We start from the raw sequence: 13,871 nt of genomic DNA, 5'->3' as shown, positions 1-13,871 counted from the left end.
ATTGTCACAATAAAAATTCGACTATGCTATTATTTATTTTTTGAAGAGCAGTTATGTGGTATGCGATCGCCCTGTTTTATTTGGCTAACGCTTCCACCGGCAACTGAAAAAAACGCGGCACCAGCGCGGGCGACAAGTCATTGCCGCCGTCGGCCATGGCCAGGCGGCCACTGAGCAGCAGCATCACGTAGCCATGGCCCAGCGACCAGCCGGCGCTGGCGGCTGCCCGTTCCCAGCGTGGATCGACGCCCGCTTCGCGCACGGCGGCGCCTGCCGTTTGCAGCACATAGTTGAAGCACGCTTGCGCCGCCTCTTGCAGGGCAGGGAACTGGCGTACGTCCTGGTGTTCGAACATCAAACGGTAATGGGCGGGCGCGTTGAGTGCGAATTCGATGTAGAGCTGGCCCAGCAATTGAAAGCGTTGCTCGGCCGGCAGGCTGCCCGCTGGCGGCAATTGCCGGTCCCACTTGGCCATCATGGCGGCAAAGCCGGCGGCGGCCACTTCGGCCAGCAAGGCTTCCTTGCTGGGGAAATGGCGGTAGACGGCGGCGATCGATACGCCCACCGTGCGCGCCAGTTCGCGCAGCGAGAGGGCGGCATCGTTTTGCTGCGCCAGTTGCGTGATGGCCGCCGCGATCAGGGTGTCGCGCAGATTGCCATGGTGATAGTTTGCTGTCATGAGATGTTATCGGTGTTCACATTATGGTGTATGATCACTATGTTATCACTGAAAACATGGGGCTTTTATGCAAGCGATGAAGATAGCCGTACGCGCCGTGGCCATGCCGCCAGAGAGCAGCATCGTCCACCTGTATGCGGGTAGCAATCTGGCCGACGCGTATGCCGTCGATCTGCCGCATCAGCAAGCGCGCCAGATGGCGATGGACAGCCTGGCGCGCCATGTGCTGGGCAGCCAGCCCGGTTGGGCGCAGTCTCTGATGACCGTGCGCGACGCTATCGTCCAGCCTTTCGGCATCAAGACGGCCAAGCAATTGGCGGCTCATCCGGCTGGGCGTATCGGCATCTTCCGTATTTATGCCGTCGGTGACGATGAAATCATTGTGGGTGAAGATGACAGCCACCTCGATTTTCGATTGTCCCTGCTGCGCAAGCGGCAGGAAGGGCAATATGGCAGTATCACGATGTCGAGCGTCGTGCATTGCCATAACAAGGTGGGCCGCGCTTACATCGCCATGATCAAGCCGTTTCACAAGCTGATCGTGCAGCGCTCGCTGGTACGCGCGGTGAGGGGCGGCTTTAGCTAAGGCGTTGCGCTTGCAATCTTGCTTATTCAAGCCCGGTATTGCATACTGCACCACCAGCCTCATCCCGCGCGCCCTGCCGCGCCTATTCTCGATCTCATGAACGACTCGCTCCTCCTGCTGGGTTTTACCACCACGCCGCTAGAACTGATTTCCTTTGTCCTGGCGATCGCCACCGTAGCACTCAATATCCGCCAGAATCACTGGGCCTGGCTGCTGGGGATTATTTCCTCGGGCGCTTACGGCTTTGTCTTTTTCGATTCGCGTCTGTATGGCGACATGGTCTTGCAACTGGTGTTTATCAGCGTTTCGTTCTGGGGCTGGTACCAGTGGCTGCATCCCGATAACGGCGCGCCCGTCCTGCCTGTCACCGTCCTGACGTGGCGCGGCTGGCTGGCCAGCATTGTTGCCTGGGCCATCGGTTTTGCGCTGATCGCCTGGCTGCTGACTTCGACCGACACGGACGTGCCCAATGCCGATGGTTTCCTGACGGCCGGCAGCCTGGTGGGGCAATTCCTGTTGTCGCGCAAGAAGCTGGAAAACTGGATCGTCTGGATCGTGGTCGATATCTTGTACGTTGCCCTGTACATCCATAAGGGCTTGCCGCTGACGGCCGTGTTGTACGGTATCTTCGTCTTGATGGCGGCGGCTGGCTGGCGGGCCTGGAAAAATTCTGCGCCGGCCGCGCCCGATGCGATGGTCTTGAAGTGAGCGGCGTGCTGAACCCGCCATTGTTGCGCGTGGCCATACTGGGCGCCGAGTCGTCAGGCAAGTCGACCTTGGCGGCCGCGTTGGCGGCGCATTTCGACACGGTATGGGTGCCCGAGTATTTACGTGAATTTGTCGAGACAAGGGGCAGGGTGCCGGTTGCTGACGATCAGTTGCTGATCGCCAGCACCCAGCTGGCGCGTGAGGACGAGGCGATGGTCTCAGCACGCGATGTGCTGATTTGCGACACCACGCCGCTGATCACGGTGATTTACAGCCGGCATTATTTTGGTGGCGAAGATGAAGCGCTGGCCGCCCTGGCACAGGCTGCCCAGTATGATGTGACCCTGGTCACGGCGCCCGATACGCCGTGGGTGGCGGACGGCTTGCAGCGCGAGTCGGAAGCCGTGCGCCAGTTGATTTATCAGGGTTTGCTCGATGAACTGGCAAAGCGCCAGATTCCGTATCAGTTGCTGCAAGGCACCCTGGAGCAGCGTATGGCATTGGCCATGCCGCTGATAGAGTCCGCCTTGCAGCGCGGCTGAAAACTTTTTAAAAGTCGAACTGGGCCGACACGCGCAAGGTGCGGCTGGCGCCCGGGAACAGGTAGCCGCCCGCTTGCGGCGTCACGTCGCGCCAGTAAAACTTGTCGAACAGATTGTTCACGGTGGCGCGCAGGATGGCCGGTGTGCCCGCGATGCGGGTAGCGTAGGCGGCGCCTGCATTGAAGACGTTATACGATGGCACGAAGGTGGTGTTGTTGAACTCGAATGCCTTCTTGCCCGCATATTCCCAGCTGCCGTTGACGGACAAGCCCGCCACTTGCTGCACCGTATAGTCGGCGTGCACCGTCGTCTTGAAGGCGGGCACATTCGGTACGCGCTTGCCGTCCAGGTCTGTGCTGCCCGTGCCTGATTGCTGGCTGTTCAGCAAGGTGGCCGATGCGCTCAGGCGAAGCTCGTTTGATGCCTTGCCCTGGGCCGACAATTCCAGGCCGCGGTGCTGGGCCTGGCCGGCGCGCACAAAATAATTGTCGGCGTTGACAAACTCCAGCCCTTTGCGGATCTGGAACAGGCTGACGGCCACCATGAAATCGGGTGTCAAATCGGCTTTCACGCCGAACTCGATCTGCGTCGAGCGGCTGGGGGATAATTCCACGTTGGGCAATGCCGTGTAGATGCTGGAGATACCGCCATGTTCCATGCCTTGCGAGTAGGCGCCATATACGGCCACGTTGTCGAGCGGGTTATACACCAGCGCCGCATTGGGCAATAGGAAACCATGTTTGGAACGCACTTCTGCGTCGGCAGGGTCGGCCGCCAGGATGTACTGGTAGCCATCGACACTGATATGGCGCAAGCCAGCATGCAGTTTCCAATTGGCTGTCAGGCTGATGATGTCTTGCACGAAGATGGAGTTTTCCTGGTCCTTGCGCACCAGACGCACGGGGCCCGTTACGCCCGGCGAAGAGGGCACGATCACCGGATGGTAGATATTGCTGATACCCGTTTCATCGTAGACATAGTTGCCGGCGCTATCCTTGCGGTGGAAGGTAGAGATACCGGCCGTGAATTCATGGCGCAGGCTGCCGGTGGCAAACTTGCCCTGGATCATGGCTTGTGCGCTCAGCGGCTTCTTGGTTTCGCCCAGGCTGCGGTAATCCCAGACCGAGAAATCGCCATTGTTGCAAAACACCGGGGCGTCGCCTGCCGGGCTGCAACCATACGGATAGGCTGTATAGTCATCGCGCTTGAACACGTGCTGGTTGGCCGACAAGGTGGCGTGCCAGTCGTCATTGAATGCGTACTGGAAGCGCAGGCCGAGATTGGCGGTGACGGTTTCCACCGGGTGCGTCCATGGCTGCTGGTTGAGCATGGTGTCGGCGCTGACGTGGGAGGGCAGGCTGCCGTTGCTGAGCAACTGGAAGCCGGGGGCTGTGACTTGCGCCTTGTCCTGGTAGTCGGCATCGAGCTGCAGCAAGGCTTGCGGTGAAATCTGCCAGTCGAAGGCGCCGGAAATGAATTTGCGGTTGCCATCGGCGCCCTTGATATACGAGCGCAGGCGCTCGGCCGCCACGTTGATGCGGTAGCCGAAACGCGGGTCGTCCAGGCGGCCGCCCAGGTCCAGCGCGCCATACAGGGTACCCCGTTCGCGCTCTTCCAGCGTGACCGTGCGCAGCGGCGTGGCGGTCGGGCGCTTGACGATGTAGTCGATCACGCCGCCCGGTGCAGCCATGCCCGCCTGCAAGCCGGACAAGCCTTTCAGCACTTCGATGCGTTCCTTGTTTTCCAGCGGAATTTGCGTGTCGCCAGGAATCGCTATGCCATCCTTGCGGTAGCTGGAGTTGTTATCGAGTGCAAAGCCGCGGACAGTAAATTGCTCGGCATAACCGACAGCGTTGTAGGAATCGTTAATGCTGGCGTCGAGCTTGACGGCGTCGCTGGTGTTGCGGATCTGCAGGTCCTGCATGTCTTTTTGCGAGATGACGGTGACGGTGGCAGGCGTTTGCAGCAGCGGCGCATCGCTAAAACCGCCGACGGACACGCGCTTGGCGGCCGGCGCCTTGCTGGCCGTGACGACCACTTCGGCCATGCTTTGCGGATCGTTGGCAGCGTTGTCATTATCGGCGGCCAATGCGGGCGCGGCAAACGCGTGCAGGATGGCCAGTGTCAGGACGGAAACAGATACGTTTAAAGATGAGTTCGGTGTAGGCATTGATTGCTCGTGGTGCGGCTAAACTGCTTGTTCGGCTGGCGCCAACGCGGGAGCTATCAAAGGAGGGAGGTACTTTGCGCTTTCCTTCGCTGGCATTATCCAGATCAGGTACGAAGGGTATCTCTCACCCGGAAAACGTATATGCCGTTTCCAGGACCCCTAGCGAAGTGACAGCTTAGCATGAAGCAGGGCTGGCTGTCGCCATGGCTGACGGTTTTACAACACATGCCATGCAAGATGTAGCGCTTGAGATTTTCAGGCGCGCAGAGGAAAATGCAGCGCAGATGATGTCCGATTGACTCTGCAAACCAAGGAAAACGCATGACTGCCCTCCCGCTCGAAGAATCCGATTTGCCGGCCACTGCGCTGGACATGCACCGCGCCATCGGCGCCCTGATTGCCAGCCTGCAGGCGCTGGACGTGAACAGCCAGCGCTTCGAGGCTTGCACCGATCCTGAACTGCGCCGCGTGCTCGCGCATGCGGGCGATACCAGCCGCAGGGAAGCATCGATGCTGCTCGAATGGATGCGCCGCCGCGACGCGCGCCTGGACAAGGAAATGAAGGAAGCGCTGTTCAAGGCAGGCCCTATCGTGGCGCAGTATCACTACGACGAAAAGATATAAGTAAGACGAGTAACTAATGGTTTAATGCCCTGGCGTACCATGCGCCACTGGCGCGCCGGCTCGCGTAAACTACGCCCCTGTTCCATTTAACATTTTTTTCAGGGGTTTTATGAAGTCTTTGCCATACCGGGAAGGCAGCTGGTTTGCCGTGCCATTGACGGGCGGCGGTTATGCCGTCGGCGTGGTGGCGCGCACGGCGCCGGCCGGCCGCATCATGCTGGCGTATATGTTCGGGCCGAAACGCGATACGCTGCCGCCGCTGGCCGAGCTGGAAATGCTGCAGCCGTCGCAAGCCGTGCGGCGCTTGCGCACGGGCGACATGGCTTTGCTCAACGAGCGCTGGCCCTTGCTGGGTGACAGCGGCCAATGGCAGCGCGATACCTGGCCGATGCCGGCCTTTATCCGCCGTAACGAATCCCTGCAGCGCGCCTGGCGCGCTACTTATGCCGACGCCGATCCGGCCAAGCTGGACCGCGAGGAATCCGTGCCCTTCGACACGCCGGGGCTGGAAAGCGATTCCCTGTACGGTTATGGGGCGACGGAATTGTTGATGAGCAAGCTGCTGACGCAGTAAAAGATGAAATGCCGGGGCGCCTGCCCCGGCAGATTAGACCGCTGGCAAACTGATCTGGAATGCCAGTCCGCCGCCTTCGCGGTTGCGCACTTGCAGTTCGGCGCCGTGGCGCAGCAGCACGCGGTCAACGATGGCCAGGCCCAAGCCGGCGCCATTGGCCTGGCCGCGCGCCGAGTCCAGGCGTGTGAAGGGTTTGAGCATTTGCTCGATCTTGTCGGCAGGTACGCCGGGACCGTGGTCCTGCACTTCAATCACCACCCGTTTGGCGCCGTGGATGCTTTTCACCTGGCAGGCGAAATCGATCTCGGTGATCTCGCTGCCTTCCGTCTTGCCATAGCGGCGCGCATTTTCCACCAGGTTGTTCAGTACGCGGCGCAGATCGGTGGCGTTACCCATGGCATGCGCGCCTTCCGCGATCTCGGCCGTGACTTTCACATCAGGCAGGCGCATCGCTTCGCGCGCCAGGTCCGACAGCAGGCCGCTCAAGTCCACCTCGATAAAACTCGACGCTTCCGTCGGCTTGGCATAGTCGAGGAACTGGCCGATGATGGCGTCCATCTGGCCGATGTCGGACTGGATGCCTTCGCGCGCTTCATCGGACAGATTGGCCATTTCCACTTCCAGCTGCATGCGCGCCAGCGGCGTGCGCAAATCGTGCGAAATGCCGGCCAGGATTACGGCGCGGTCCGATTCCACCTGCTTTAAATCGTCGACCATCTGGTTGAAGCTGCGGTTCGCTTCGATGATTTCGATCGGGCCTTTTTCCGGCAGGAGCGCCGGCTGCTTGCCCTTGGCAATGTCGCGCGCGGCCGCCGTCAAACGCGACAGCGGCAGGTTGATCAGGCTCGAAATGATGGCGGCGCCCAGCAGCGACAGCAAGGACACCAGGCTGGCCCAGCCCAGCCACTGGAAGCCCGTCAGGCCGCGCAGGCGTTCGCGGTCCAGCATCAGCCAGTATTCATCGTCGTCGATCTTGAAGCTGATCCAGAAGCCGGCCACGCCATTGACGCGCGCCGAGAAGCGCGTGTCCTTGCCCAGCTTTGCCTTGACCAGGGTTTCGATTTCAGGCATCAGGTAATTGTCGGGCGGCGGATCGACGTGGTCGTCGTCTTCCAGCGAGAATATGCGGATGCCTTCGCTGCTGACCAGGTCGAACAGCAGTTCGCGGCGCAATTCGGGCGCCGAGTGCGTCAGCGCCGCGTGCGTGATGGTGACAACGGAAATGATCTGGGCGGAAATCTGCTGCGCCTGCGGCTCGCGCTGGATCACGGAAATCATGCCGATCCAGGTGCTCATGCTGACAGTCGTCAGGGTGCCGAGCAGCAGAAAAGTGCGCCAGAACAAGCCACTTTTCAGCCGCGCCAGGCTGATGTCGGGAACAAGCTTCATCGTGCCTCGCCTGCGATCAGCGCGGCTGTCCGTCCGGGATGAACACGTAGCCCAGGCCCCAGACGGTCTGGATGAATAGCGGGCTCGACGGATCTGGCTCGATCAGTTTGCGCAGGCGCGAGATCTGCACGTCCAGGCTGCGGTCGAACACTTCGTATTCGCGGCCGCGTGCCAGTTCCATCAGTTTTTCGCGCGACAGTGGCTGGCGCGCATGGCGGGCAAACACTTTCAGCACAGAAAATTCACCAGTCGTCAGCGGCACCGTTTCGCCATTCTTTTTCAGCGTGCGCGTGCCCAGGTCGAGTACGAATTCGCCGAATTCGAAGCTTTGCGGCGTTTCCGATGGGGCGCCAGGGATTTCGTCGGGCCCCTTGCGGCGCAGCACGGCGCCGATGCGGGCCACCAGCTCGCGCGGGTTGAACGGCTTCGGCAGGTAATCGTCGGCGCCCATTTCCAGGCCCACGATGCGGTCGACATCTTCGCCCTTGGCCGTCAGCATGATGATGGGCGTCTGGTCGCCCGCGCCACGCAGGCGGCGGCAGATCGACAAGCCGTCTTCGCCGGGCAGCATCAGATCGAGTACCAGCAGATCGTAGCGTTCACGCAGCCACAGCTTGTTCATGGCTGTCGCGCTCTCTGCCGTGAAGACATTAAAACCCTGCTCGGTCAGATACCGGCGCAGCAGATCGCGCAGCCGAACATCGTCGTCCACCACCATGATTTTTGCCTGATGGCCATGCGTCGATTGCGTTGTTGTATTACTGCCGGATGAGGAGGTTGTGGTCATTTAAGGTGTCGTGTTATCTTGATTTAGTTGATATAGTAACGCCTGTCGCGGCAGTCGGAAATGGGTATGTTAACCCATTACAAACTGTTACAAACTTTACCCAATTACTCTTACTGCACCGTCTAAAGCATCATACACTGGGTGCCATAGTGGAATTTAGCTTTATGGCTTCATAGCTTATGTTATTGCTTCACAGCTTATGTTTACGGCATTGCGGAAGAGGAACTCAATGAATATCGTTAGCAAAAAAATTCACGCCGCTCCCAGCGCATCTGTTTCTGCACGTGCCGTGCTGTCCGCATTCGTCGCTGGCTGCGCATTGACATCCGTTGTCGCGTCCAGCGTGGCGTATGCCCAGGCGCCGCCACCGCGCCGCGAAGAGCCGCCACAGCTGCAAAGCCAGCGTTTCGAACAGGCGCCCAAGGTCAATGATACGCGCATCCGCGATCAACGTGATGCACGCAGCTTCGATACGCGTAACGAAGAGCAGCGCCGTGCCAATGAAGGTGTCGATGCATCGCGCCGCAATGGCCGCATGACCCCCGATGAGCGCCGCGATCTGCGCCGTCAGATCAATGAAGTGGGGCAGGATATTTATGCCAATCCGCCACGGCGTTAAACACGTCTTCATTATTTTATAAAACAGGGCCTTGTTATTAACAAGGCCCTGTTTTTTTATATCGGCGTTCTATTTTTGCAGACCAGATTTTTTTCATCGGCAGGCACGCGGGCCCGCCTCATGCTATTGTTCCTGTGCATTACGACAAGTTTTCTTGATGTGGAGGAAAGTGGTGAGCGACGACGATACGCCGGTTCCTGATGCAGCTGCCGCTGGTGATTTGCCGCATGGAATAATCCAGCGCAAGGAAGGGGTGTTCCTGGACATGTCCCTGGCGCCAGCGGAACTGCGTAGCGCCGTCGATCAGCTGTTCCAGTCCGGCCGGCTGCTGGAGGGACTCGACTACCCGCTATTTCTGCTGACCCTGTTCCACGCACCGGCGCCGCGCGGGGCGCCCCGCAGCGAGGCCCTGCTGCGCATCGCCGCCCGCATTGCCGCCTTTCCCGCCTCCCGCCGGACCCTGTATAAAAACATCAAGCTGCGCGGTGATACGGCCGAGTTCTATTTTGAACCGCTGCCTGCCGATGCAGATGGCGTGCTGCCGGCGCGGCGTGATCTCGATGAGCTGGTGGCCGACTTGTGGAGCAAGGGCGTGCGCTATGGCATCGATAGCGCCACCGTGCGGGCCATCATCGAATCAGGCAAGGCCGAGCGCATCACGGTGGCGCGCGTACTGGCGCCGCAGCCGGGGCGCGACGGGCAACTGGTCGAAGTGTCGCAAGGCATACACCGCGACGATGCGCCACGCGAGCTGGCCGACGGCCGCTTCGATCTGCTCAGCTTTAAAAACCGTTTCCCGCAAGTGAAAAAGCATGCGCGCCTGCTGCGCAAGATGCCGGCTGCGCCCGGATTGCCGGGCTATGACCTGGCCGGTAACATATTGCCGCCGCCTGCGCCGCAAGAGGTGGACCTGGCCACGGTGGCGGGAAGCGGTACGGCAGTCGAGCATTTCAGCGACGGCGACTACCTGGTAGCCACGCAAGATGGCTATGTGAATGTCGATGAGCGCGGCAAGATTTCCATCGATAATAAAATCGTCAGCCGGGAAGGCGTCAGCAGCCGTACCACGGGTAATTTGAAACTGCGTGCCGCCTACGAGGAGTATGGCGAAGTGCAGGAGCAGCGCATGCTCGACGGCAGCGACATCACTATCCATGGCGATGTGTATGGCCATCTGCATTCGCATGGCGGAACGATCGTGTTGCACAGCAACCTGGTGGGTGGCACGGCTTTCAACGAACACGGCAACATCCAGATCGATGGCGTGGCCTCCGGCTCGGTGGTGCAGGCGCTACAGGGCGAAGTCCATTTGCAGCGGGCGGAAAGCTGCGTTATTTCCGGCACGCGCGTGGTGATCGACCATGCCAGCAATTGCGACATCATTGCTGACGAGGTCGTTATTGAACTGGCCGAAGGCTGTGCGGTGGCGGCGCGCCACATCGGCATCGGCAGCGCGGGGCCGCGCAAGCACGTGGAAATGCTGGTGTATCCGCTGGTGCCCGATTTGAGTGTGATCGAGCAACGGATCGCCGACAATCTGGCGCGTGCCGCCCAGTATGAACAGGTACAGCGCAAGCGTCAGCAGGAAATTGATGACATCGCGCAACTTCCTGACGTGCGTAATTACCTGACCCTGGCCGGCCAGCTGCGGCGCGGTGAACTGGTGCTGCAAGCGGCCCAGCAAGCGCCGTATGACAAGCTGGCGGCCCGTATCGCACCCGTGCTCAAGGAGGTGGCGCGGCTGCGGGTAGAAGTAAAACAATCGGAAATCCTGCAGGCGCAGATGCTGGCGCTGGCCGAGCAGGCGCGCCAGGAAAGGCTGGCCACGGCTGGCCAGTCGCGCTGCGTGCTGGGCCTGGTCGATGGCGATACCAGCGTGCGCGCGATGACGGTGCCGCCAGGCTTTGCCAAGGTGTATGACCGGCCGCCGAAAGAAATCCGCGCCTTGCTGCGCAGTGCCGTGCCGCCCACCCAGCCTGTGTTTGCCGACAGCAGCGGGGCGCTCGATTGGACGTATGCGCCCCCAGTTTAATCCCTGACTAATCCCTGACCTTCCCGCGTGACTGTTTGAGCATACTATGCGTGCTCTTGCTGTCGAGTCGGCGCCGCTGCGAGCCGCGCGTGGGCTTGGTGGCGCGGCGAATGGCGGGCAGAAAGGTAACGCTGTCGATGATTTCCTGCAGCCGCCGCAAGGCTTCTTCCTTGTTTTGCTCCTGGCTGCGCGATTGCTGCGCCTTCAGGACCAGTACGCCATCCTTGCTGATGCGGCTGTCGCGCAGGGCCAGCAAACGTTCCTTGTACGCTTCTGGCAGCGATGAGGCCGCGATAGGGAAGCGCAAGTGGATGGCGCTGGAAACCTTGTTGACGTTTTGCCCACCCGGGCCCTGGGCACGGATGGCGGAAAACTCGACGTCGGCGGGATTGACGAGGTGTTGCATGGCCGGCCTGATGAAAAACAATGTGTGCATTGTAATGGAAGGCGCCGGCATGCATGGCAGCCACTTGGGAAGGACTTGCATCCCGGAAAAATTGATGTTCCTCAACGTCGCTACAGGCGATGCTGGTTAGTATGACCCCAGTCTTGCGCTACTGCGCATCCTGGAAGTGCTTACCGGATGAAAGGAATATCATGCAGCCCACGACGACGCCTGGCGCGGCAGCCATCGCAGACACGCTGTACGCACCCTACCTGAGTTTTCGCCTGGGCGGCCTGGAATATGGCTTGCATTACGGCAATGTGCAAGAGTTGCGTCCGTTGAAGGAGCTCGACCGTTTTTCGTCGCAAGGCGAGGTACTGCAGAGCGTGGCCGTGTCGCGCGGCGTGATCATCCCCATCGTCGACATGCGCGCCGCGTTCGGCGGCGGCCATGCCGCTCCCGATCCGTCCACCGATGTGATCATTTTGCAGTTGAGCACTTGCGTGATGGGCATGGTGGTCGATGGCGTGACCGATATCGTCAGCCTGGCGCCCGCCGACATTACACCCGTTGCCGGCCTTGGCGCTGCCGAAGCCGATTACCTGCTGGGCGTGGGCGTGGTGGACGGCCGCCGCCTGATCCTGGTCGATATCGACCGCCTGATGGCAGTGCGCCAGCCCAGCGCGACATCCAGCCCGATGCAGGCAGCGTAAAAAAAGGCGACTCATCGAGCCGCCTTCTGCATTGCTTGTCAGCCCAGCTTTTCGAGCTGATCCTGCAAGTCCAGCCATTCCGCTTCCAGCTGCGCCAGGTCCTTGGTGAAGAAACTCTGGTCAGCCAGCAGTTGCTTCAGCTTGGCCTTGTTGGCGGCGTCATAGATGCCCGGTTCGGCCAACTTGGCGTCGGTTTCCTCTTTTTGCGCATTGCGCTTGGCAATCTGCTCTTCCTGGCGCTTGATCTTGTTTTCGATCGGCTTGCGCAGCGCCGCCGCTTTCTGGCGCTCCTCGGCTTCCTTGCGCTTGTCGCGCACCGGTGCCGCAGGGGCGGCTGCTGGCGCAGGTACGGAAGACGTCACCGGGAAATCGGTCTTGTTGGCCTTGCCGGCGGCCGGCAGCACGTCGGTGCCTTTGCCCAGCTTGGTCTTGAACAGCCAATCCTTGTAGTCGTCCAGGTCGCCGTCGAACGGTTGCAGCTTGCCGTCGGCAACGATGATGAATTCATCGGTGGTAGCGCGCAGCAAGTGGCGATCATGCGATACCACTACCAAAGTACCTTCGAACTGGGCCAGCGCTTCCGTCAGCGCTTCACGCGTTTCCAGGTCCAGATGGTTGGTTGGTTCATCGAGCAGCAGCAGGTTAGGGCGTTGCCAGACGATCAGGGCCAGCGCCAGACGGGCTTTTTCACCACCGGAAAACGGCGCGATGGAGCTGGTCACCATGGTGCCCGGGAAATTGAAGCCACCCAGGAAGTTGCGCAATTCCTGCTCGCGCGTGGTCGGTGCAATCTTGGCCAGATGCCACAGCGGCGATTCGTCATGGCGCAGCATTTCCACCTGGTGCTGGGCGAAGTAGCCGATATTCAATCCCTTGCCCATGGTGGCGTCGCCGCTCAAAGGCGACAGTTCGCCAGCGATGGTCTTGATCAGCGTCGATTTACCGGCGCCGTTCTGGCCCAGCAAGCCGATGCGCTGGCCGATCTGCAAGGAAAACTTGATGCCGTTGACGATGGTCTTGTGGGTGATGTCGCCGGTAGCCTCGTTTTCGATCTTGTAGCCTGCATCGACGTCTTCCATCACCAGCAGCGGATTCGGCGCCGACAGCGGCTCGCGGAATTCGAACGAGAATTCGGCGGCGGCGCGCAATGGCGCCAGCTCTTCCATCTTGGCCAGCGCCTTCATGCGGCTCTGTGCCTGGCGCGCCTTGGAAGCTTGCGCCTTGAAGCGGTTCACGAACGATTCCAGATGGGCACGCTTGCGCTGCTGCTTTTCCAGCGCGCCGGCGGCCAGGATCATTTGCGCTGCGCGTTGACGCTCGAAGCTCGAATAGTTGCCCGAGTAGCGTTTCAGCTTGCGCTCGTCGATATGCACCACCACGTTGACTACTTCATCGAGGAAGTCGCGGTCATGGGAAATGATCAGCAGAGTGCCGGCATAGCGCTTCAGCCAGTCTTCCAGCCAGATGATGGCGTCCAGATCCAGATGGTTGGTCGGTTCATCGAGCAGCAGCAAGTCGGACGGGCACATCAGTGCTTGCGCCAGGTTCAAACGCATGCGCCAGCCGCCCGAGAAGCTGGCGACAGGTTGTTGCATCTGGTCCAGCGTAAAGCCCAGGCCCAGCAGCAATTGCTCGCCGCGCGACTGCACGGTATAGGCATCGGCATCGGCCAGCGCGCTGTAGATTTCGCCGATGGCGATACCGTTTTCCGAGCTTTCCGGCTCCGCTTCCAGGCGCGCCAGTTCCGCTTCGAGTTTACGCAGGGTTACGTCGCCATCGATCGCGTAGTCCAGCGCTGCACGGTCCAAAGGCGGGGTTTCCTGCGCCACGTAAGCCACGCGCCACTTGGCCGGGAAATCGATCTCGCCCTGGTCGGGATGCAGCTCGCCGCGCATCATCGCGAACAGGCTCGATTTGCCCGCGCCATTGGCGCCGATCAGGCCGATCTTGTCGCCCGGGTTGAGGGTGACGTCGACTTGTTCGAGCAACGGTTTGATGCCGCGCATCAGGCTTACTTGTATGAAACGTATCATTTTTTTCTTTTTCAAAGCTGGGGGAAGACG

General features: G+C 60.4%; 14 protein-coding genes and 1 riboswitch. Of the genes, 8 read left to right on the top strand and 6 right to left on the bottom strand.

Going from position 1 to position 13,871, the window contains the following annotated elements:
- Positions 1–76: 76 nt before the first annotated feature.
- Positions 77–679 (bottom strand): TetR/AcrR family transcriptional regulator, encoded by a 603-nt coding sequence (locus HDE75_RS03880; RefSeq protein ID WP_183676136.1) that lies wholly within the window; start codon positions 677–679, stop codon positions 77–79.
- A 67-nt stretch (positions 680–746) separates the two neighbouring features.
- On the opposite strand from HDE75_RS03880, the gene HDE75_RS03875 reads away from it, so the two are divergent.
- From HDE75_RS03875 to HDE75_RS03865, 3 genes are all read left to right on the top strand, one after another.
- Positions 747–1,265 (top strand): DUF2867 domain-containing protein, encoded by a 519-nt coding sequence (locus HDE75_RS03875; protein WP_183676137.1) that lies wholly within the window; start codon positions 747–749, stop codon positions 1,263–1,265.
- Between the two features lie 96 nt (positions 1,266–1,361).
- Positions 1,362–1,973 carry a nicotinamide riboside transporter PnuC gene (gene pnuC / locus HDE75_RS03870; protein ID WP_183676138.1) on the top strand — a complete coding sequence of 204 codons (612 nt, stop codon included), beginning with the start codon at positions 1,362–1,364 and terminating at the stop codon, positions 1,971–1,973.
- Between the two features lie 8 nt (positions 1,974–1,981).
- Entirely contained in the window at positions 1,982–2,515 is a 534-nt protein-coding gene (locus tag HDE75_RS03865) for an AAA family ATPase (protein ID WP_183676654.1), read from the top strand.
- 7 nt (positions 2,516–2,522) lie between these two features.
- Here the strand turns inward: HDE75_RS03865 and HDE75_RS03860 are convergent, their stop codons facing one another.
- Positions 2,523–4,685: a TonB-dependent siderophore receptor gene (locus HDE75_RS03860; RefSeq protein WP_183676139.1), complete on the bottom strand. Its 2,163-nt coding sequence runs from the start codon at positions 4,683–4,685 to the stop codon at positions 2,523–2,525.
- Positions 4,686–4,749: 64 nt separating this feature from the next.
- A riboswitch (TPP riboswitch) is annotated at positions 4,750–4,856 on the bottom strand.
- Between the two features lie 150 nt (positions 4,857–5,006).
- Here HDE75_RS03860 and HDE75_RS03855 point away from each other — a divergent pair.
- Both HDE75_RS03855 and HDE75_RS03850 read left to right on the top strand, forming a co-directional pair.
- Positions 5,007–5,309, top strand: a complete 303-nt coding sequence (locus HDE75_RS03855) for a ferritin family protein (RefSeq protein WP_183676140.1) — start codon at positions 5,007–5,009, stop codon at positions 5,307–5,309.
- 109 nt (positions 5,310–5,418) lie between these two features.
- Positions 5,419–5,883, top strand: coding sequence for an Imm26 family immunity protein (locus HDE75_RS03850; RefSeq protein WP_183676141.1), 465 nt, complete (start codon positions 5,419–5,421; stop codon positions 5,881–5,883).
- Positions 5,884–5,916: 33 nt separating this feature from the next.
- Here HDE75_RS03850 and HDE75_RS03845 read toward each other — a convergent pair whose 3' ends face one another.
- Together HDE75_RS03845 and ompR are read right to left on the bottom strand one after the other, a co-directional pair.
- Positions 5,917–7,272 carry a sensor histidine kinase gene (locus HDE75_RS03845; protein WP_183676142.1) on the bottom strand — a complete coding sequence of 452 codons (1,356 nt, stop codon included), beginning with the start codon at positions 7,270–7,272 and terminating at the stop codon, positions 5,917–5,919.
- Between the two features lie 16 nt (positions 7,273–7,288).
- Positions 7,289–8,059, bottom strand: coding sequence for an osmolarity response regulator transcription factor OmpR (gene ompR / locus HDE75_RS03840; RefSeq protein WP_183676143.1), 771 nt, complete (start codon positions 8,057–8,059; stop codon positions 7,289–7,291).
- Between the two features lie 229 nt (positions 8,060–8,288).
- On the opposite strand from ompR, the gene HDE75_RS03835 reads away from it, so the two are divergent.
- Both HDE75_RS03835 and HDE75_RS03830 read left to right on the top strand, forming a co-directional pair.
- A complete protein-coding gene (locus HDE75_RS03835) occupies positions 8,289–8,678 on the top strand; it encodes a hypothetical protein (RefSeq protein WP_260173668.1) in 390 nt (129 codons plus the stop codon).
- A gap of 172 nt (positions 8,679–8,850) precedes the next feature.
- The gene (locus tag HDE75_RS03830) at positions 8,851–10,710 is read left to right on the top strand and encodes a flagellar assembly protein A (protein WP_183676144.1); all 1,860 of its coding nucleotides are present in this window, start codon (positions 8,851–8,853) and stop codon (positions 10,708–10,710) included.
- A 7-nt stretch (positions 10,711–10,717) separates the two neighbouring features.
- Here HDE75_RS03830 and arfB read toward each other — a convergent pair whose 3' ends face one another.
- A complete protein-coding gene (gene arfB / locus HDE75_RS03825; RefSeq protein WP_183676145.1) occupies positions 10,718–11,116 on the bottom strand; it encodes an alternative ribosome rescue aminoacyl-tRNA hydrolase ArfB in 399 nt (132 codons plus the stop codon).
- A 191-nt stretch (positions 11,117–11,307) separates the two neighbouring features.
- Here arfB and HDE75_RS03820 point away from each other — a divergent pair, with 191 nt between their 5' ends.
- Positions 11,308–11,808 (top strand): chemotaxis protein CheW, encoded by a 501-nt coding sequence (locus HDE75_RS03820; protein ID WP_183676146.1) that lies wholly within the window; start codon positions 11,308–11,310, stop codon positions 11,806–11,808.
- A gap of 38 nt (positions 11,809–11,846) precedes the next feature.
- Here HDE75_RS03820 and HDE75_RS03815 read toward each other — a convergent pair whose 3' ends face one another.
- Positions 11,847–13,841, bottom strand: a complete 1,995-nt coding sequence (locus tag HDE75_RS03815; RefSeq protein WP_183676147.1) for an ATP-binding cassette domain-containing protein — start codon at positions 13,839–13,841, stop codon at positions 11,847–11,849.
- Positions 13,842–13,871: the final 30 nt, after the last annotated feature.

The organism is Janthinobacterium silvisoli (assembly GCF_014200725.1).
In the GTDB taxonomy this organism is placed as follows: Bacteria; Pseudomonadota; Gammaproteobacteria; order Burkholderiales; family Burkholderiaceae_D; genus Janthinobacterium.
The sequence above is the reverse complement of the archived record's forward strand: the minus strand, read 5'-3'. Positions and strand labels throughout refer to the sequence as shown.